This window comes from Pseudomonas sp. 4CAES_32.4 (assembly GCF_058136335.1).
The window spans coordinates 2,696,271-2,715,140 of record NZ_CM176882.1; the positions used below are offsets into that span (position 1 = coordinate 2,696,271).

At 60.5% G+C, this 18,870-nt stretch carries 20 protein-coding genes and 1 pseudogene; 11 read left to right on the forward strand and 10 right to left on the reverse strand.

The annotated features are described in order from the left end of the window. Positions 1-14 precede the first annotated feature (14 nt). The 6 genes from AC3Y64_RS12135 to AC3Y64_RS12160 all read left to right on the forward strand — a co-directional run bounded on the left by AC3Y64_RS12135 (position 15) and on the right by AC3Y64_RS12160 (position 4,898). Entirely contained in the window at positions 15-260 is a 246-nt protein-coding gene (locus AC3Y64_RS12135) for a 4Fe-4S dicluster domain-containing protein (protein ID WP_003225615.1), read from the forward strand. 228 nt (positions 261-488) lie between these two features. After that, complete coding sequence (locus AC3Y64_RS12140; RefSeq protein ID WP_489987951.1) at positions 489-1,895, forward strand: ABC transporter substrate-binding protein; 1,407 nt, start codon at positions 489-491, stop codon at positions 1,893-1,895. A 138-nt stretch (positions 1,896-2,033) separates the two neighbouring features. Continuing rightward, positions 2,034-2,816, forward strand: coding sequence for an ABC transporter permease (locus AC3Y64_RS12145; protein ID WP_489987630.1), 783 nt, complete (start codon positions 2,034-2,036; stop codon positions 2,814-2,816). After that, positions 2,816-3,664, forward strand: a complete 849-nt coding sequence (locus tag AC3Y64_RS12150) for an ABC transporter ATP-binding protein (RefSeq protein ID WP_489987631.1) — start codon at positions 2,816-2,818, stop codon at positions 3,662-3,664. The genes AC3Y64_RS12145 and AC3Y64_RS12150 overlap by 1 nt, the downstream gene beginning before the upstream one ends. Continuing rightward, on the forward strand, positions 3,661-4,623 hold the full coding sequence (locus tag AC3Y64_RS12155) for a HEAT repeat domain-containing protein (protein ID WP_489987632.1): 963 nt from the start codon (positions 3,661-3,663) through the stop codon (positions 4,621-4,623). Before AC3Y64_RS12150 ends, AC3Y64_RS12155 begins: the two co-directional genes overlap by 4 nt. Then, positions 4,620-4,898, forward strand: coding sequence for a DUF971 domain-containing protein (locus AC3Y64_RS12160; RefSeq protein ID WP_489987633.1), 279 nt, complete (start codon positions 4,620-4,622; stop codon positions 4,896-4,898). The genes AC3Y64_RS12155 and AC3Y64_RS12160 overlap by 4 nt, the downstream gene beginning before the upstream one ends. Before the next feature lie 112 nt (positions 4,899-5,010). On the opposite strand, the gene AC3Y64_RS12165 is transcribed toward AC3Y64_RS12160, so the two are convergent. The 9 genes and pseudogenes from AC3Y64_RS12165 to AC3Y64_RS12205 form a co-directional block, all read right to left on the reverse strand. Further along, positions 5,011-6,690 (reverse strand): MFS transporter, encoded by a 1,680-nt coding sequence (locus AC3Y64_RS12165; RefSeq protein WP_489987634.1) that lies wholly within the window; start codon positions 6,688-6,690, stop codon positions 5,011-5,013. A 179-nt stretch (positions 6,691-6,869) separates the two neighbouring features. Beyond that, positions 6,870-7,637 carry a phosphonate ABC transporter, permease protein PhnE gene (gene phnE, locus AC3Y64_RS12170; RefSeq protein ID WP_489987635.1) on the reverse strand — a complete coding sequence of 256 codons (768 nt, stop codon included), beginning with the start codon at positions 7,635-7,637 and terminating at the stop codon, positions 6,870-6,872. Further along, complete coding sequence (locus tag AC3Y64_RS12175; RefSeq protein ID WP_489987636.1) at positions 7,634-8,458, reverse strand: PhnE/PtxC family ABC transporter permease; 825 nt, start codon at positions 8,456-8,458, stop codon at positions 7,634-7,636. Before AC3Y64_RS12175 ends, phnE begins: the two co-directional genes overlap by 4 nt. Then, entirely contained in the window at positions 8,452-9,249 is a 798-nt protein-coding gene (locus AC3Y64_RS12180) for a phosphonate ABC transporter ATP-binding protein (protein WP_489987637.1), read from the reverse strand. The genes AC3Y64_RS12175 and AC3Y64_RS12180 overlap by 7 nt, the downstream gene beginning before the upstream one ends. Beyond that, positions 9,246-10,109, reverse strand: a complete 864-nt coding sequence (locus tag AC3Y64_RS12185) for a putative selenate ABC transporter substrate-binding protein (RefSeq protein WP_158957282.1) — start codon at positions 10,107-10,109, stop codon at positions 9,246-9,248. Before AC3Y64_RS12185 ends, AC3Y64_RS12180 begins: the two co-directional genes overlap by 4 nt. 219 nt (positions 10,110-10,328) lie before the next feature. Next, entirely contained in the window at positions 10,329-10,835 is a 507-nt protein-coding gene (locus AC3Y64_RS12190; protein ID WP_489987952.1) for a GNAT family N-acetyltransferase, read from the reverse strand. Between the two features lie 3 nt (positions 10,836-10,838). Then, positions 10,839-11,396: pseudogene (locus AC3Y64_RS12195) on the reverse strand (HD domain-containing protein); the annotation flags it as partial. Between the two features lie 75 nt (positions 11,397-11,471). Next, positions 11,472-12,029: a helix-turn-helix domain-containing protein gene (locus AC3Y64_RS12200; RefSeq protein ID WP_489987638.1), complete on the reverse strand. Its 558-nt coding sequence runs from the start codon at positions 12,027-12,029 to the stop codon at positions 11,472-11,474. Between the two features lie 73 nt (positions 12,030-12,102). After that, positions 12,103-12,504: a RidA family protein gene (locus AC3Y64_RS12205; RefSeq protein WP_489987639.1), complete on the reverse strand. Its 402-nt coding sequence runs from the start codon at positions 12,502-12,504 to the stop codon at positions 12,103-12,105. 116 nt (positions 12,505-12,620) lie between these two features. Between AC3Y64_RS12205 and AC3Y64_RS12210 the strand changes: the two genes are divergently transcribed. Further along, positions 12,621-13,517 (forward strand): LysR family transcriptional regulator, encoded by an 897-nt coding sequence (locus AC3Y64_RS12210; protein WP_489987640.1) that lies wholly within the window; start codon positions 12,621-12,623, stop codon positions 13,515-13,517. Between the two features lie 121 nt (positions 13,518-13,638). Beyond that, positions 13,639-14,799: a radical SAM/SPASM domain-containing protein gene (locus AC3Y64_RS12215; protein ID WP_489987641.1), complete on the forward strand. Its 1,161-nt coding sequence runs from the start codon at positions 13,639-13,641 to the stop codon at positions 14,797-14,799. Here the strand turns inward: AC3Y64_RS12215 and AC3Y64_RS12220 are convergent. Next, a complete protein-coding gene (locus AC3Y64_RS12220) occupies positions 14,748-15,656 on the reverse strand; it encodes a LysR substrate-binding domain-containing protein (RefSeq protein WP_489987642.1) in 909 nt (302 codons plus the stop codon). The genes AC3Y64_RS12215 and AC3Y64_RS12220 overlap by 52 nt on opposite strands. Positions 15,657-15,767: 111 nt before the next feature. Here AC3Y64_RS12220 and AC3Y64_RS12225 point away from each other — a divergent pair, with 111 nt between their 5' ends. The 3 genes from AC3Y64_RS12225 to AC3Y64_RS12235 are packed head-to-tail and all read left to right on the forward strand — an operon-like array spanning position 15,768 to position 18,838. Then, positions 15,768-16,820, forward strand: a complete 1,053-nt coding sequence (locus tag AC3Y64_RS12225; RefSeq protein ID WP_489987643.1) for an agmatine deiminase family protein — start codon at positions 15,768-15,770, stop codon at positions 16,818-16,820. 4 nt (positions 16,821-16,824) lie between these two features. Next, positions 16,825-17,733, forward strand: coding sequence for an N-carbamoylputrescine amidase (gene aguB, locus AC3Y64_RS12230; protein ID WP_489987644.1), 909 nt, complete (start codon positions 16,825-16,827; stop codon positions 17,731-17,733). 1 nt (position 17,734) lies between these two features. Next, on the forward strand, positions 17,735-18,838 hold the full coding sequence (locus tag AC3Y64_RS12235) for an extracellular solute-binding protein (protein ID WP_489987645.1): 1,104 nt from the start codon (positions 17,735-17,737) through the stop codon (positions 18,836-18,838). Positions 18,839-18,870: the final 32 nt, after the last annotated feature.

Here is an 18,870-nt window from a genome sequence, read left to right on the forward strand (position 1 = left end):
AGAGAGTCCGAACCATGGCCTATCAAGCTCAGGAAATCTTCTTCCGCTCCAACGCCCCCGTCACCGTGGACGAGGACAAATGCATCGCCGAAAAGGGCTGCACCGTGTGTGTCGACGTCTGCCCGATGGACTTGCTGGCGATCAACCCGGCAACGCAGAAGGCCTATATGGCGTTCGACGAATGCTGGTACTGCATGCCGTGTGAAAAGGATTGCCCGACGGGTGCCGTCAAAGTTGACATCCCTTATCTCCTGCGTTGAAACGCTATCCCCTGTAGGAGTGAGCCTGCTCGCGATAGCGGCGGGTCAGATGTAGATGTGCTGGCTGACACACCGCTATCGCGAGCAGGCTCACTCCTACATTTGAACTGTGACAACCCAAAGCCATCCGGAAACACCCGGACGCTGGATTCACCGAAAACCCCTCGTTTCCCACCGCGCCCTGATCGCGGCGGAGACGAACTCAAATAAATGATTCGAGGGGAAACAATCATGTTGCGTGCAGCAATTGCCGGTCTGGTACTGGCTTCGTTAACTCTGTCGGCCTCGGCCGAAACCATCCGCATCGCCATCGGCACCCAGGACACCACCATCAACTGCGCCGCTGGCGGCTTGTTGATTCGTGAGCTGGGGCTGCTCGACAAATACCTGCCCCACGACGGCGCCTACAAAGACGCCCAGTACGACGTGCAGTGGAAGAACTTCACCAGCGGCGCACCGCTGACCAACGAGATGGTCGCCGGCAAACTCGACTTCGGCGCCATGGCCGATTTCCCCGGTGCGTTCAACGGCGTGGCGTTTGAAACCGCCGGCAAGCACAGCCTGTTCATCAGCGTTTTGTCGGGGAGTATCAAAGGCAGCGGCAACGGCATCGTCGTGCCGAGCGCGTCGGGCGTGCAGTCGCTGAGTGAACTCAAGGGCAAGACCATTTCCGTGCCGTTCGCCTCCACCGCCCACGGCATGTTGCTGCGTGCCGTGGCGGCGCAGGGCTGGGATCCGCTGAATGATGTGAACATCATCGCCCAGCCGCCAGAGGTCGCCGGCTCCGCGTTGCAAGCGGGCAAGATCGACGCCCACGCCGATTTTGTGCCGTTCGCCGAACTGTTCCCGAGCCGGGGTTTCGCCCGCAAGATCTACGACGGCGCCCAGGCCAATGCGCCGACTTTCCACGGTGCGCTGGTGGATCAGGCTTATGCGAAGAAGTACCCGGAAGTCGTCGTCGCGTATCTGCGCGCCAGCATTGAAGCCAATCAACTGCTCGCCGCCGAGCCTGAGAAGTACAGCGAACTGATCGCCAAAGTCACCGGCGTCGATGCCGAGGTGAATTATCTGTTCCACGGCCCGCTCGGCGTGCAGACCCGTGACCTGAGCTGGAAGCCTGAGTATCGCCAGGCAGTCGGCACCGCCATCGATACGTTGAAGCTGCTGAAGAAGGCTGATCGCGGCCTCGATCTGAACAACTTCATCGACGATCAATACATCCGCGCGGCGTTCAAGGCGTCGGGTCTGGATTACACCGCGCAATTGGCGAACTACGCACAGACGCCGTTAAAGGGCACGGACGCGGCGACCGGTAAAGCCATCACTGACTTCAGTCACGTTGCGGAAATCTGGGTGCGCGGCGAGGACAAGGTGCGCCAATACGCCTCGGCGGAAGAAGCCTTCACCGCGCTGGCCGCGTTGAAGCAAGAGGGCAAAACCATCCGTGCGGTGTATGCGCAGGCCAGTGACAGCGGGATCAAGTTGTTGGCCGAACAGGCGTGGTTTGCCAGTGATGCGAAAGGGCGTCTGAGCGCGTTTCTACTCAAAGGTCAGGCCCAGCAATACGCCTCGGCACAGGGCGGCAAAGTCCTCGACTTCACCGACGCCACCACTCAGGCAGTCGCCGCCCGCTAATTTCTGGCAAGCCACATTCCCCTGTGGGAGCGGGCTTGCCCGCGATGAGGCCAGCACATCAAACATCATTGTTGAATGTAAGTCCGTCATCGCGGGCAAGCCCGCTCCCACAGGGGGGTGTGATACAGAGGAGGAGCTATGTTCATATTCATCACTCGCTGGATCCCAAGAGCCGCCTCGCTGCTGCTCTGCCTACTGTTCTGGCAACTCGCCGCCAGCCATCACTGGAACCTCGGCCTCGTCACCTTCGCCAATGTGCCAACGCCTTTGGCCGTGATCGAAGCCGCGCTGGGCCTCGGCGACTCCGGCAAGCTCCTGCAACATCTCACCGCCAGCCTCAGCCGCGTCTTCGCCGGTTATCTTGCGGCGCTGCTGATCGGCATCGCGTTGGGTCTGGCCATCGGCCGCTCGGAATGGGCCGAAGACCTGCTGCTGCCACCGCTGGAAGTCCTGCGTCCAATCCCCGCCGTCGCCTGGATTCCACTGGCGATCCTGATGTTCCCGTCCTCGGAACTGTCGATGGTCTTCATCACCTTCACCGGCGCACTGTTCCCGATCCTGCTCAACACCGTGCACGGCGTCGAAGGTGTCGATCCACGCCTGATCGCCTCGGCGAAAAGCCTTGGAGCAGGGCGCTCGGCGATCTTGCTGGAAGTGATCCTGCCCGGCGCTGCGCCAAGCATCATCACGGGGCTGGCCATCGGCATGGGCACCTCGTGGTTCTGCCTAGTCACGGCGGAAATGATCTCCGGCCAGTTCGGCATCGGCTATTACACCTGGGAGTCCTACACCATTCAGAACTACGCCGACATCGTCGTCGGCATGTTGCTGATCGGCGTATTGGGCATGGGCAGCAGTCTGCTGATCAAACGTCTCGGCGGGTTGTTCACGCCCTGGCATCGACCGCGAGGAAAAGCCTGATGAGCGCGATGCAAACCCCGGAAGGGCGGATCGATATCCGCCAATTGTCCATCGTCCTCGGCCAAGGAAGTGAAGCGTTCGAAGCGGTGCGCGAACTCGATTGCCAGATCGAACCGGGCCAGTTCGTGTGCATTCTCGGCCCGTCCGGTTGCGGCAAGTCGACTTTGCTCGGCGCTTTGGCCGGGCATCTGAGCGCGCATGCCGGCAGCCTGAAGGTCGATGGCGGCGAAGTGTCCGGGCCGTCACCGCAGCGCGGCATGGTGTTCCAGCATCACACGTTGTTCCCGTGGCGCACGGTGCGTGACAACGTCGCCTTCGGCCTGAAGATGCGCGGCATCGGCAAGGCTGAACGTCATCGCGCCGCCGATGGCATCCTCAAACTGGTCGGCCTCGACGGCTTTGCCGAGCGCTGGCCCGATCAGCTTTCCGGCGGCATGCAGCAACGCGTCGAGATCGCCCGGGTGCTGGTCAATCGTCCGCGCCTGTTGCTGATGGACGAGCCGTTCGGTGCGCTGGATGCGCTAACCCGGCTGAACATGCAGGAACTGCTGCTGGACATCTGGACGCGTATCCGCACCACCGTGGTCTTCGTCACTCACGACATCGACGAGGCGCTGTTCCTCGCCGACCGCTTGCTGGTGATGAGCGCACGGCCGGGGCGCATCATCGAAGATTTGCGCCTGGATTTCGCCCGGCCGCGCACCAGCGAACTGGTCACCAGCGCCGAGTTCTCGCGCCTCAAACGCCACTGCCTCGACCTGCTGCGCCACGACAACGACCGACCGCTGCCGCGCCTCAATCCGCTCGGCCTGCCTCCTGAAAACCCTTTGCCGCGATTTGCCCTATGACCTCTATTTTTGCTGTGACCGATAACGACGACATCCTCGCCCTGCAACCGCGTCTGACCGCCGAAGACGCTGGCGTGCGGCGCATTGCCCTGATTGATCTGGCCGACCTCGAAGAGCCGGATGGCTTGCTCTGGCTGGTTGATCGGCTGGGGCAGGATCCCGCTGAAGAAGTCCGCGCTGAAGCCGCGCGCTTGCTCGAAGCCTGGGAAGATCAGCCGGTTGTGCACGCCTTGTGCGAGGCGCTGACCGATTCGTCATCCGCCGTGCAATCGGCTGCCGCGCAGAGCCTGAGTTTGCTCAAGACTGAAGCGGCGGGGCGGGTGATTCTGCCGTGGACCGATCACGCCGACGTCAGCGTGCGCATTGCCGCGTTTCGCGCCCTGCGTGAACTGCGTTTCGCTGACGCCGCACCGGCTGCCGTCGCCGCATTACATGACGCCGACGCTAACGTGCGCCGCGAAGCCGTTGGCGTGCTCGGCTGGCTCAAGCAGCTCGACGCTCTGCCAGCCCTGGCGCGATTGGCCAGCGCCGACCCGGACACCGAAGTCCGCCGCGCCGCCACTGGCGCCTTGGGTTTGGCCTCCAGCGCCGAAGTCCTGCCGGCCCTGCGTGACGCCTTGCAGGACAACGCCTGGCAAGTGCGCGAAGAAGCCGCCACGACCTTGGGCAAAGTCGGCCACCTCGACGCCGGCCCGGCACTGGTTGAAGCCTTGAACGATGACTATTGGCAAGTGCGCCTGCGCGCCACCCGCAGCCTTGGCCGTTTGCGTTTCGCCCCGGCGCTGGACGCCTTGATCGAAACCCTCGGCCATCGCATCAGCAACCTGCGCAAAGAGGCCGCGCTGGCCTTGGGTGAACTGAATGATCGTGGCGCCGTGGCCGCGTTGCAGGCCGCGCAGGACGACGGCGACCCGGAAGTGCGCAAAGCCGTGCGCATCGCCTTGAGTCAGCTGCAATGAACCCGCTGTCGGTGGGAAACTCGCAGAGCGAGCAGACGTTGCGGCTGCGCTGGCCCGATGGCCGCGAGCAACAACTCAACCACGCCGAACTGCGCCGCCAGTGCCCGTGCTCGCAATGCCGCGCCTTTCGCCTGAAAGGCCTGACACCGATGGTCGATGAACGCGTGCGCCTGATCGAACTCAACCCCCAGGGCTACGGCGTGCAATTGGTGTTCAGCGATGGCCACCAACGTGGCATCTATCCCTGGCAATACCTGGCACAAATCCATGCTTAGCTTCATCACGAACAACTGTGGGAGCTGGCCCTGCTAACGATGGCGGTGTGTCATTCAACAATGCTGTTGCCTGATTCACCGCCATCACCAGCAGACTGGCTCGCACAGATTTTCAGTCTTTAAGAATGTCGCGATCCTTGGTTTCCGGCAGGAAGAACGTGCCCAGTATTGCCGTCATCACCGCGATGACAATCGGATACCACAGCCCGTAATAGATATCCCCGGTGGCCGCGACCATGGCGAATGCCACTGTTGGCAAGAACCCGCCAAACCAGCCGTTGCCGATGTGATACGGCAGCGACATTGAGGTATAGCGGATGCGCGTCGGGAACAGCTCGACCAGCCACGCGGCGATGGGGCCGTACACCATGGTCACGTAAATCACCAGAATGGTCAGCAGGAGCAACACCATCGGGTAATTGGTTTTCGCCGGGTCGGCTTTCTCCGGATAACCGGCCTCTTTGAGCGCGCTGCCCAGGGTGGCGGTAAAGGCGTCGTTGCGCGTCTTGAAGTCGGCCGCCGGCAACGCACTGCCTTCAAAACTCTCGACGACTTTGTCGCCGATGCGCACTTGCGCGACGGTGCCCGGTTCGGCGATCACGTTTTCATAAGGAATCGCCCGTTTTGCCAGCAAGGTTTTCGCCAGGTCACAGGAACTGGTGAATTTGGCCTTGCCCACCGGATCGAACTGGAACGAGCACTGGTCGGGGTTGGCGATCACTTTGACCGGGTTTTTCTCCTGAGCAATGAACACGTCAGGGTTGCCGTACTGGGTCAGCGCATGAAAGATCGGAAAGTAGGTCAGCGCCGCCAGAATGCAGCCGACCATGATGATCGGCTTGCGCCCGATACGATCGGACAGGCTGCCGAAAATCACGAAGAACGGCGTGCCGATCAGCAGCGAACCGGCGATCAACAGGTTGGCGGTTTGCGGGTCGATCTTCAGCGTCTGCAACAGAAAAAAAAGCGCATAGAACTGCCCGGTGTACCAGACCACCGCTTGCCCGGCTGTACCGCCAAGCAACGACATGATCACCACTTTGAGGTTGTCCCAACGAGCGAAGGATTCGGTCAGCGGTGCTTTGGAGACCTTGCCCTCGGCTTTCATTTTCTGGAATACCGGTGACTCGCTCAGTTGCAGACGGATGTACACCGAAACGATCAGCAGCAGGATCGACAGCAGAAACGGAATCCGCCAGCCCCAGGCTTCGAAGGCTTCGGCACCCAACGCGGTGCGGCAGGCGAGGATCACCAGCAACGACAGAAACAGGCCGAGGGTTGCGGTGGTTTGAATCCATGACGTGAAGAAACCACGTCTGTTGCGGGGCGCATGTTCGGCGACGTAGGTAGCCGCGCCGCCGTATTCACCGCCCAGCGCCAGACCTTGCAGCAAGCGCAGGGTGATCAGGATCACCGGTGCCGCGACGCCGATGGTCGCGTAGCCGGGCAACAGACCGACGATCGCGGTCGAGACGCCCATGATGACGATGGTGATCAGGAATGTGTGTTTGCGTCCGATCATGTCGCCGAGGCGGCCAAACACAATCGCGCCGAACGGGCGCACGGCAAAGCCTGCGGCAAATGCCAACAAAGCGAAGATGAACGCGGTGGTTTCGTTGACGCCGGCAAAAAAGTGTTTGGCGATGATCGCTGCCAGTGAGCCGTACAGGTAAAAGTCGTACCACTCGAAAACCGTACCGAGCGAGGAGGCGAAGATGACCTTGCGCTCCTCCTTGGTGATGCCGCCGCTGCGCGGTGGAGTGCCGGTGGATGCTGTGTCAATTGTGGCCATGGGTGTTCTCCGTCGTGCTTATTGTTGTAGGCCGGAGTCCCCCGTTACTGCTTACCGCACTCTGGCCTTGTGGCAGATGCCGTGATTGTTCCCGCGTGAAGCTTGCACAGTCTGACCGCCGCACTGATGTGCGAGGTTTCCTTGAGCATAATCAGCTTTTGCCAGATATCCACTGACGCCTACGCCTTGACCCAACGCTGCCGGCTCCAGGCACTCAACCAGTCGACCATGAACACCAACACCAGCATCGCCAGAATCACCGTGCTGGCCTGTGCTTCCTGAAACAGGCTGAGGCTGACATAGAGCATCTGCCCAAGCCCGCCGGCACCGACAAAACCCAGTACGCTGGCCATGCGGATGTTGTTTTCCCAGCGGTACAGGATGTACGCGAGCAGCTGCGGCGCGAGGTTTGGCAGGGTGCCGTAGCAGAAGGCCAGGAGCGAATTGCCGCCCTGCAAACGAATGGCTTCGGCCGGTTGCGGCGGGGTGTTTTCCAAGGCTTCGGCGAACAGACGACCGAGCACGCCGGTGGTGTGCAAGGCGAGGGCGAGTGTGCCCGCGTTAGGGCCAAGGCCGGCGGCGAGCACCATCAATGCCGCCCAGACCAGTTCCGGAATTGCCCGCAAGGCGTTCAGCAGTAACCGCGAAACGCTCTGCAGCGGCCAGCCGAAACGCCCGGCGGCCGGCAAGGCGATCAGGATGCCGGCCACAGCCGCGAGCAAGGTGCCGAGGGCCGACATCGCCAGGGTTTCCATTGAACCGTGGACGATGGCTTTGAGGTAGTCAGCGCTCAAGTCCGGGCTGAGAAAGCGCTGTATGTACGCGCCCATCTGCTTGAGGCTGTTGGCGCTGCCCAGTTCTTCGAGATCCAGGCCCAGATAGGCAAACGAGGCGACGACGGCAACCGCAATGCCCGCAATCAGCAGCAGATTAATCATGCGATTCATGTCAGCCTCCAGCGCAGCAAGCGGCTGAGTTGATCGGCGCCCAGCACCAGCAGCAGAAACGTCAGCAACATGCTGGCGACTTCACCGCCGGCGAACATACGGATCGACAAGTCGATCTGCTGCCCCAAGCCCCCGGCGCCGACAAACCCCATCACCACTGAAGCGCGGATCGCACATTCCCAGCGATACACCGTGTAGGAGAGCAGTTCCGCGCCGACATTGGGTAGCGTGCCGTAGGCAAATGCCGCCAGCCGACCACTGCCTGCCTGCAACAGCGCGTGCGTCGGGCGCTGATTGGTGGATTCGAAAATCTCCGCGTAGACCTTGCCGAGCATGCCGCTGTAAGTGATGGCGATGGCCAGCACACCCGCCGCCGGGCCGAGCCCGACCGCTCGGACAAACAGCAGCGCCCAGACAATTTCCGGCACGCTGCGCAGGAAAATCAACAGACCGCGAACCGGCCAGCGCAGCAAACGTCCCAAACGGCTGGGCACGCCACCGCGCGAGGCGGCGGACAGCGACAAGGCGCGGCTGGCGATCAGGCTGGCCGGTACGGCCAACAACAACGCTAAAGCCATCCCTGCGGTGGCAATCGCCAGGGTTTGCAGGGTGGCTTTGAACAGGATCTGCAGAAAACTTTCGTCGTGCGCTGGTGGCCAGAATTGCGCAACAAACCGGCCCATTTCGTTTTGGCTACCGGGCAGCAGTACGCCCAGATCCAGTTCGCTGAGCTGGATGCCCGGCCACAGCAAGGCAATCGCCAACACCGTCAGCAGCAGTCGTGGCCATGCAGCGGGATCCCGTGAATCGGCCTTCAGCATCGTGGAATCTGCACAGTCAGAGGCGCCACCGCAGCGGTCGGCGATTGCAGTTTTTCGTTGGCGTACAGCGCGTCGAGCATCTCGGGGCTGACTTGCCCGGACGGGCTATCGAAGAGTATTTGTCCGTCACGTAAGCCGATGATGCGTGGGAAGTGCGACAACGCCAGATCGACCGCATGCAGGCTCGCCACCAGGGTGACGTTGTGCTCACGGGCATGTCTGGAGAGGATCGACAACGTGTGCCCGGCCATGACCGGGTCCATCGCCGACACGGGCTCATCGGCCAACAGAATCTCCGGCGCCTGATACAGCACCCGGGCGATGCCGACACGTTGCAGTTGGCCGCCGGACAGTTGCTGGCAATGAGCGAACAGCTTGTCGCCCAGATCCAGCCGCGCCAATGCCGCACGTGCACCAGCGACATCCAGCGGATGCAGCAGATTCAACAGACTTTTGCCCAGGCTCCACTGGCCGAGTTTGCCGGCCAGCACCGCCGTGACCACGCGCTGACGCGGTGGAATGGGTGGCGCCTGATGCACCAGGCCTATACGCGCACGCAGGCGTTGGCGTTGCCGGGCGGACAAGTGCCAGGCGCGCTCACCGAGCACTTCGATTTCACCGCTGCTGGGCCGCAACGCGGTGGCCAGCAGGTTGAGCAGACTCGATTTGCCGGCCCCGGACGGGCCAATGATGGCGAGCTGTTCGCCAGCGCCGATGTGCAAGTCGACACCGCGCAGGGCGTCGACTCCATTGGCGTGACGCAAGCCGCCCTGGTTGAGGCTCAGGGTCATTTCAGCAGTTCGGCGGCGCGGGCGGCTTCCTCGATGCCCTTGTAATTTTCAGGCTTGGTGTCGATGAAACGGCTGGCGGCTTGCAGATCAAGAATCTTCTTCTGCTCAGGGTTGGCCGGGTCGAGAGCGAGGAAGGCTTTTTTGATCTTCGCCGCAAGCGCCGGATCAAGGGTGCCGCGCACGGTCCAGTTGTAATCGAAGTAGGTCGGGGTGGTGGCGAAGACTTTGACCTTGTTGGTGTCGACCTTGCCGGCGTCGACCAGTTTCTGCCAGACGCTGGCGTTGAGTACACCGGCATCGACCTTGCCGGCCTGTACCCAGGCGACGGTGGCGTCGTGGGCGCCGGAATAGGCGACACGGCTGAAATAGGCTTCAGGCTTGATGTTGTCGTTCTTCAGCATGAAATAGCGCGGCATCAGGCTGCCTGACGTCGACGATACGGAGCCAAAGGCAAAGGTCTTGCCTTTGAGGTCGGCGAGGCTATGCACATTCGGGTCAGCGGTGATGAATTTGCTGGTGAACTGCGCATCCTGCTCCCGCTGTACCAGTGGGATCACTGGGGTGGTGGCGTCGGTTTTCAAACGGGCCTGGACGAAGGTGAAACCACCGAGCCACGCCATATCAAGGCGATCGGTAGCGAGGGCTTCAACCACTGCCGGGTAGTCGGCCACCGGGACGAACTGCACCTTCATGCCCAGTTGCTGCTCCAGATAAGCACCCAGCGGTTCGAACTTGCGCAGCAGTTCGGTCGGCGCTTCATCGGGAATTGCGCTGACGCGCAGTACGTCGGCAGCTTGTGCAGCCAGTGCAGAAAAAGACAGGGCCAGGCCGGCGGTCAGTGCCAGAGTTCGTTTGAACATGGAAATCTCCGTTTCAGGGGCGTCGATAGAGCTGAAATTACGAGGTGAGGCGCAAACTCAGGGTAGACGAATCGGCGAGGGTTATACGGACTCACACGTACAAAGGCCAGCACCGTGGATGCGGCGCTGGCCTTTGATCTTGGGCGGTTATGCAAACAGACGAGCGTCGCGCTGGCAACCGCTGGGGTATGTCTGGATATGATTTTGGGCAGTGGACGCTTACTTGGTCGCCTCAAAGGCGTCGTGGTACTTCACTTCGCCCGCCGGCAGATCAGCACCGAATGACAGCACTTGAAAGTATTCTTGCGGCACGCCGGGCAACGTCAGCCCCGGGTGATTTTTGAAGCCGAAACGCCCGTAATAGTCGGGATTGCCCAAGACCACGCAGCCAACGCCACCGAGGCTTTGCAGTTGCGCCAGCGCAGCTTTCATTAACGCCGAACCGATCCCTTGGTGCTGGCGATCCGGCCATACCGAGATCGGGCCAAGGCCGTACCAACTGCTGACGCCAGATGAAATCGTCACCGGTGAAATCGCCACGTGGCCAACGATCTTGCCGTCTTCCACGGCGACCAGGGAAACGCTCAACTGGCCAGCGTCGCGCAGTGCGTTGACGATGAACTGCTCGGTATGGCTGGAGTGTTCTTCGTGCTGAAATGCGGCTTCGGTGAGTTGGGCGATGGTGTCGATGTCGTCGCTGTGTTCGTTGCGAATGGTCATGTTCATGTGGATTCTTTCCTGGGTGTCCTGGTCGATCAGCGCGCGCAGCGCTGCGAAGATCGGTTCGGCCTCGGTGTGTTTTTTGCCGTAACTCAGATTGAATTGATAGTCGAAACCCGCCGGGTTCAGGCCCTGAGTGTGTTGCAGCAAGGTCTCCAGCTTATCCAGGGCCTTGACCGCTTTGGCCTCGGCGGACCGGGCGTTTTCGTAGTCGTCCCATAAGGCGAGAATGTCGTTTCTCAGGCTGTCATCCAGGGCGCGGGTAAGCAGCAGAAGGTCGTTGCGCTCCTGTTCGCTCTTGTCGGGAAAAGAAGCTTGATCGACTGCCGGGATGTCGCCATTGATGGCTTCGCCCAAGTCGTGGATCACGCACATCTTGAGGACTTTCAGCAGGTCGAGACCAGCCAGTTCATCGGCGAAGACAATCGCCATCAGACACAAGCGCCAGCTGTGTTCGGCGGTACTTTCGGTTCGGCCGCTGGAGGTATGTGCACTGCGCAGGACGTCCTTGAGCTTCTCTGCTTCGCGCAGGAATTCGAGGCGTCCGCTGATTTTTTCGAGGTTCATGAACTTGCCCGGTGGTGGAGCCGAGAAGCAAGCCTAGAACCGATGAGGGTGGGCGTCCACGCATAAAATATGCATTCAGAGCGTCTCGACCAGCCGCGCCGCTGTGCCGTCGGATAGCGGAATGCGGGTCCAGCGGCACAGGCTCTGGCGGATCGGCACCAGGTTGGAATCGTTGCTGCCGGTGACGAATTCCAGCGCCGGTGGTGCCTGCATTTCGCGCCAGCCCAATGTGTCGAGCGCCAGTTCGTTGCTGGCAATCTCCGCGGTCACGAACCGCCACAGCGATTGCCCGAGCAACTGGCTCAGCGGACTGGCGAATTGCGCGGCGCGGGCCGGGGAGCAGGCCAGCAAGCGGTGGGTCAGGTCGCAGACCAGATGCACCGGGCGTGCGCTTTCGCACACCAGCCGGGCGAGGGCTTGGTCGGCAGCCGTGTCGAGACGCGCGGCCAACAGTTGCTCAAGCTGTAGATGTGCAGCCGGATCCATCGCCAGCACGCCGCTTTCCCAGCGGGAAATAGTCGATTGAGTGACGTTGAACATCTGCGCGGCGTGGCTTTGCTTGACGCGATGCAACAAGCGCCAGCGCCGCAGGGCGATGCCGGGCAGGGCAGGTTTGAGCAATGAATCAGACATGACGGGTGTCGAGAAGGACTGAAGGGCCGACAGTCTGAAGACTGCCGGCCCACGCTGCAAATCGAGCTGACGATCAGGCCGCTTCGGGCAGCCTGGCAATCACCTTGATCTCGACATCAAACCCATACAGCCACGTCACGCCAACAGCGGTCACGGTCGGGTGCGGGGCATCGCCCCAGAATTCCGTGAGCACGACATCCCAGATCGTCTCGAATTTCGACTGTGGGTCAACGATGAACACGGTGACATCGACCACGTCGGCGAAGCTGCCACCGGCCTCTTCAAGGATTGCATTGAGGTTAGTGAACGCCTGACGCACCTGGTTTTTCAGGTCCGGCTCGGGCGTGCCGTCCTCGGTGCTGCCGACCTGTCCCGAGACAAACAGAAAACCGTTGGAGCGAATGGCCGGCGAGTAACGATGACGTTCATACAAGGTGCGGCGGGCGGGTGGAAAAACAACATCGCGCTGAGTCATGGGAGTGTCTCCTTCAGTTGAGTTGATGGAGCCACTGTAGGTATTTGCAGGCGGGTGATAAACGCGCAAGCTTGGCGCTCACTGTTTGTGAATCCCAAACAATCGAGGCGCGAACATTGGACCGATTCGATGCAATGCAGGCCTTCGCTCGAGTGGTCGAGGCGGGGAGCTTCACCAAAGCGGCGGAAACCCTGCACATGAGCAAAACCACCGTGACCCAGTTGGTGCAGCAACTGGAAGCACGATTGCGCGTGAAATTGCTCAACCGCACCACGCGCAAGGTCAACGTCACGGCTGACGGCGCCGCTTACTACGAGCGTGTGGTCAAGTTGCTGGCCGACATGGAAGACGCCGAAACCAGCCTGCCCGGTACGGCGGCGGTGCCCTCTGGCCGATTGCGGGTGGACGTGCCCAGTCCATTGGCGCGGTTGATCCTGATTCCCGCATTGCCCGACTTTCACGCGCGCTATCCGCACATCCAGATCGACATGGGCGTCAGCGATCGCATCGTCGACATCATCGATGAGAACGTCGATTGCGTAGTGCGAGGCGGGGAATTACTCGATCAATCGTTGATGGCGCGCAAGGTCGCCGATCTTCAGTTGGGCGTGTTCGCCGCACCGGATTATCTGGCGCGCGCCGGAATACCTGTGCATCCACGCGAACTCGAAGACTCCGATCACCGCGTGGTCGGTTTCCTTTGGGCGCGCACCGGCAAACCGCTGCCGTACGCGTTGCACAAGGCCACTGAACGCCTGCGCATCAAAGGGCGCCACGTGCTCGCGGTCGATGATGGTAATGCCTACCTCGCGGCAGGTTTGGCAGGCATGGGCGTGCTATGGCTGCCCACTTATATGTCCGATGCCCATGTGGCTTGCGGCGAACTGGTGCCACTGTTCAAGGACTGGCAACTCGACCCTATGCCGCTTTATGTGGCGTATCCACCGAACCGGCACGTCAGTCTGAAGTTGCGAGTGTTTATTGATTGGATTGTGGAGTTGATGTCGCATTAGAAAGGTGGTGCGCTTATTGCTTCCCTGCGCGGTAATGCCGTCAAAAAACCAACTCGAGCGGCGACTTGAAAGCTTGCAGTGATGAGATGCATGACTTTCGAACCCAGGAGCTTCCCTTGCAATGAATATGTACATCGATATTGTCGGCGCCTGTAACCTGAGCTGCCCCTCTTGCCCAATGGGCAACTCGGAAAATCTCAACTTCAAAAAAGCCATGCAGATCGACATGTTCAAACAGATCGTCGAAAAGGCCCGCACAGAAGGGGTCAAGTCGATCTATCTGTACAACTGGACTGAGCCTCTGGTTCACCCAAAAATTGGCGAATTCATCGAGATCATCAACGCCGCCGGTATGGGCAGCGGTATCAGTACCAACCTCAATCTCGCCAAGAATATGGAAAAGGCCTTGTTGGCCGAGCCGGGTTATTTCCGTATTTCGCTGTCAGGCTTCTATCAGGAAACGTACGAAAAGGGCCACGTAGGCGGTGATATCGAAGTTGTAAAACAGAACATGATTGCCCTGCACGAGATCAAGCAGCGACTGGGTTTGAATACCCGTGTCGACGTCTACTATCACCGCTACCTCGATAACATCGAAGAGGAAGCGCTGATGCGTGAGTTCAGCGAGCGCCTCGGCTTCAAGTTCACCACCGGTTATTCGGTGATGATGCCGCTGGAGAAAACCCTGGCGATTATCGAGCGCGACCCTTCTGTCACCGATACCGATTATGAAACCTTGAAAAGACTGGCTCTGCCGCCCTATGACGATATTGTCAATGTTGCCCAGCAGTACCCTCAGCAAGAATGCCTGCTCAAAGATGACTGGCTGGTCATCGACTGTAACGGCAACACGATCTTGTGCTGCACGATCTTCAATCAGAGCGAATATCAGGTCGGCAAGTACCTCGATATGCCGGTTGCGGAACTGATGCAGCGTAAAAACACGCAGAAAAACTGCGTCGACATGTGCAGCCGCTGCGCCAAGAAGGGCATGCATATCTACTCGATGTTCCCCAACCAAGGGGTGCTGGAGCGACATGCAGTCAATCGCATCATTGACTTCGAGAATCTCAGCAGCATGGGATTTGCTGTGGACAGCGAGTTACTGGGGCGTACGGGCGAAGTCAGTGCTGAAAACTTCGACGAGGCCCAGTATTTCCGATTGAACGAGGATGTGAGGCGCGCAGTGTCCACCGGTGAATTCTCAAGTGGTTACCAGCACTACGTGCTTCATGGTCGACTGGAGGGAAGATTGGGCGCTGGCGTGTTCTCGGTGGTTTGATCAGCACTCAGATTGGCTGACAACCAAGCAGTAAAGCTTTTCGCCAGCGGATCATGCTCACTGTCGCGATGAGTCAGCAACGCCCAGTTCGGCCCGCGAATGGTGTCCTCCACCAGCGCTTGCAACACGCCGTCAGCCCGCGCCTGACGGCTGAGCAATTGACTGACCAGCGCAATGCCAAGCCCGGAACAGGCAGCGTCGAGCAGCAGGCCGGGATCGGAGAAATTCAGCCCCTGATCCTGCTGGCCGACGTCGATTCCGGCCTCGACTGCCCAATGGCTCCAATCCATTTCCCGCTCACCATGCAATGTGGTGCGGTGTGCTGCCGGCAAGGCTAAAACCCTCGGGTGGCACGCGGGATACAGGCGATCGGCATGCAGCACTTTGAAGCTGCATTCGGCCTGGGAACTGATGTCGTCACGCACGGCGATGTCGATGGTTTGCGTGGTCATGTCCGGCACTTCATCGGTGCTGTAGATCCACAGATCAACGTCCGGATGTTGCGCGCGAAAGTCCGCCAATCGCGGCAGCAACCAATGGCGGGCGAACGCCGGTGTGGTGTTGAGCACCAGTTGATTGGGCTTCTGATACTGGCCTAAACGCCGAATCCCTACGGCCAGTTGCTGCAGCATTGCTTGCGTGGTGCTGAGCAAATCGTGGCCGGCATCGGTCAGCGTCACACTGCGTCCGCTGCGGAAAAACAGCGGTTGCTCCAGATACGCCTCAAGGCTGCGGATCTGCTGGCTGATCGCCGATTGCGTGAGGCTCAACTCTTCCGCCGCCTTGTGAAAACTGCCGAGGCGGGCGGCGGCTTCGAAGCCGCGCAGCGAGCTGAGCGGCGGCCAGTGTTTAAGCATATCGATAAGCTCCTCTAATCAGTTGTCCGCAAAATCCATCGTTTGTTTGCCGTTTTCATGGCTCGTAGCATAAGCGCATTGAACACAACGGCTTAACTGACGAGGCTTATCATGCAGCACAACGACAATAAAAACAGCGCCTGGATGATGCCGGCAGAGTGGGTGACCCATGCCGCAACGTGGATGGTCTGGCCGCACAACAAAACCTTGTGGGAGTCGGGATGGCGCGTGACCTTGGCGCAGGTACAGGAAGATTTCGCTCGAGTCGCCAATGCCATCGCCCGTTTCGAACCGGTGAAACTGGTAGTCGACCCATCGGCCATCGCCAGCGCCAAAGCCCTGTGCGGGCCGAACATCGAGCTGATTGCCCTGGCCGTGAATGACAGTTGGTGCCGCGATTCCGGCCCGACCTTTGTCTGCCATCCGCAACAGGGTTTGGCCGGTGTGAGCTGGCGCTTCAACGCCTGGGGCGGCAAGTCGGCCCATGATCTGGATGAAAGCCTGGCGCGCCGTGCGCTCAATCACCTCGGCCTGGAATGCTTCGGCACGCCGCTGAGCAACGAGGGCGGGGCGATTCACGTTGACGGCGAAGGCACGCTGATCACCACCGAATCGGTGCTGCTCAACCCCAATCGCAACCCCGGCCTCGGCAAAGCCGAGATGGAAGAAATCTTCAGTCGTTTGCTCGGCGTGAAGAAAACCATCTGGCTGCCGGGCGATCCGGATTACGTCACAGGCGACATGACTGACGGCCACGTCGATGGCGTCTGCGCCTTTGCCCGTCCCGGCGTGTTGCTGGTGGACGCCACCCACGACCAGTCTTCGGTGTACGCCGAAGTGGCGCGCGAAAATCGCCGGGCACTGGAACTGGCCACCGATGCCAGCGGGCGCAAATTCGAGCTGATCGAACTGTTCGAAGCCACCGACGCCGTCGACACCGAGGCCGAAGTGTTCTGCGCCTCGTACACCAATTTCTACATCGCCAACGGCGCGATCATCATGCCGGCGTATGGCATCGAGGCGGATAACGTCGCCGCCAAAGTCCTGGAGCAAACCTTCCCCGGCCGCGAAGTGGTGCCGGTACGTATCAATCATCTGGCGCACGGCGGCGGCGGGGTGCATTGCATCACGCAACAGCAGCCTGCCTGGCCGGTGAGAGGTTGAAGCCATGACGATTTTGACCATCGCCGCTACGCAGATGCCGTGTACCTGGGATCTGCCGGGCAACCTTGATCGCGCCGAGCAGCTCGTTCGCGATGCGGCGCAGCAGGGCGCGCAAGTGATCCTGTTGCAGGAGCTGTTCGCCACACCGTACTTCTGCATCGAGCAAAGCCACAAACACATGGCGTTGGCCGAGGAGTATCGCGACAGCCGTGTGCTCGCGCGCTTCGCCGCGCTGGCCCGTGAACTTGGCGTGGTGTTGCCACTGAGCTGGTTCGAAAAGGCCGGCAACGCCTACTTCAATTCGCTGAGCGTGGCCGATGCCGACGGGCGCCTGTTGGGCGTGTACCGCAAGACGCACATCCCCAACGCCATCGGCTATCAAGAGAAGGAATATTTCAGCCCCGGCGACACCGGTTTCAAAGTCTGGGACACCGCGTTCGGCCGTCTCGGCGTGGGTATCTGCTGGGATCAGTGGTTCCCGGAAACCGCGCGCTGCCTGGCCTTGATGGGCGCCGAAGTGCTGCTGTATCCAACCGCCATCGGCTCGGAGCCGGGGTGCGCGGCGCTGGATTCTCGCGATCACTGGCAGATGACCATGCGCGGTCACGCCGCGGCCAATCTGCTGCCCGTGGCGGCGTCGAACCGCGTCGGTCGAGAAACCGCGACCACCGATTCGAGTCTGCAAATGAGCTTCTACGGCTCGTCGTTCATCAGCGATCACAAGGGCCAATTGCTCGCCACCGCTGACCGCGACAGCAGCGGTGTTTTGCTGCACAGCCTCGATCTGACGGCCATGCGCGAAGAGCGTTTGAGCTGGGGCATCTATCGCGATCGTCGTCCGGAAATGTACGGCCCGCTGCTGAGTCAGGACGGTCGCCACCTTCATGCACGCTGGAACACCCAAGGGGTTTGACATGGCTTTCCATCACAAACGCTTGCGCGGCGCGATCGGCCTGGCGCTGATCTGCTTGATACCGTCACTGCACGCCGAAGACAAAACCCTGCGCCTGTACAACTGGGCCGATTATTTTGCCGAAGACACGGTGAGCCGCTTCACCGCCGAAACCGGAATCAAGGTGATCTACGACGTCATGGACGGCAGCGAAACCCTTGAAGCCAAGATGCTTTCCGGCGGCAGCGGTTACGACCTGATTTTCCCCGGTGACACCGTCGCCGAGCGCTTGATGCGCGCCGGCAGCCTGATGCCGCTGGACCAATCGAAGCTGACCGAACTGGCCGATATCGAACCCGGTTTGCAGAAACTGCGCGGCCATTACGAGCACTCCAGCAAAGCCACGGTGCCCTACACCTGGGGCACCATCGGCCTGACCTACAACGAAGAGCAGATCAAACAACGCATGGCCGATGCACCGGTCAACAGCCTCGACATGCTGTTCAAACCGGAGCTGGCGGCGAAGTTTGCCGATTGCGGCATCTCGATGATCGACTCGCCAGACGAGGCCTTGGCGGTGGTGCTCAATTACCTCGGTCGCGATCCGCGCAGCGGCAAAGCCGAGAATCTCGCCGCCGCCAGTGAATTGCTGATGAAACTGCGTCCGTACATCCGCAAGTTCCAGTCGCAACCCGTGACCGATCTGGTCAACGGCAATCTGTGCCTTTCGCTGGGTTACAGCGGCGACATGACCCAGGCCCAGCGCACCTCGGACAGTGCCGGTAAGCACACGAAGTTTCAGTATCGGGTGCCCCGCGAAGGCACTACGGTGTGGATGGACACCATGGCCATTCCGATCGACGCCAAACACCCGGAATACGCCTATGCATTCATCAACTTCGTTATGCGCCCGGAGAACATGGCGGCGATCAGCAATTTCACCGGCTATCCGACTTCCAACGCCAAGGCGCGGGCAAGTGTCGATGCCAGCATGCGCGACAACCCGGATATCTACCTCGACGAAGCGACCTATGCTCGATTGATTGCGGGCAAGGATATTCCCCAGGCCGACATGCGCGCACGCATGCGCACCTGGACCAAATTCAAGACCGCCACTGGCAAATGATCCACGGCCGGCATTCGTGTCGGCCCTCGTTT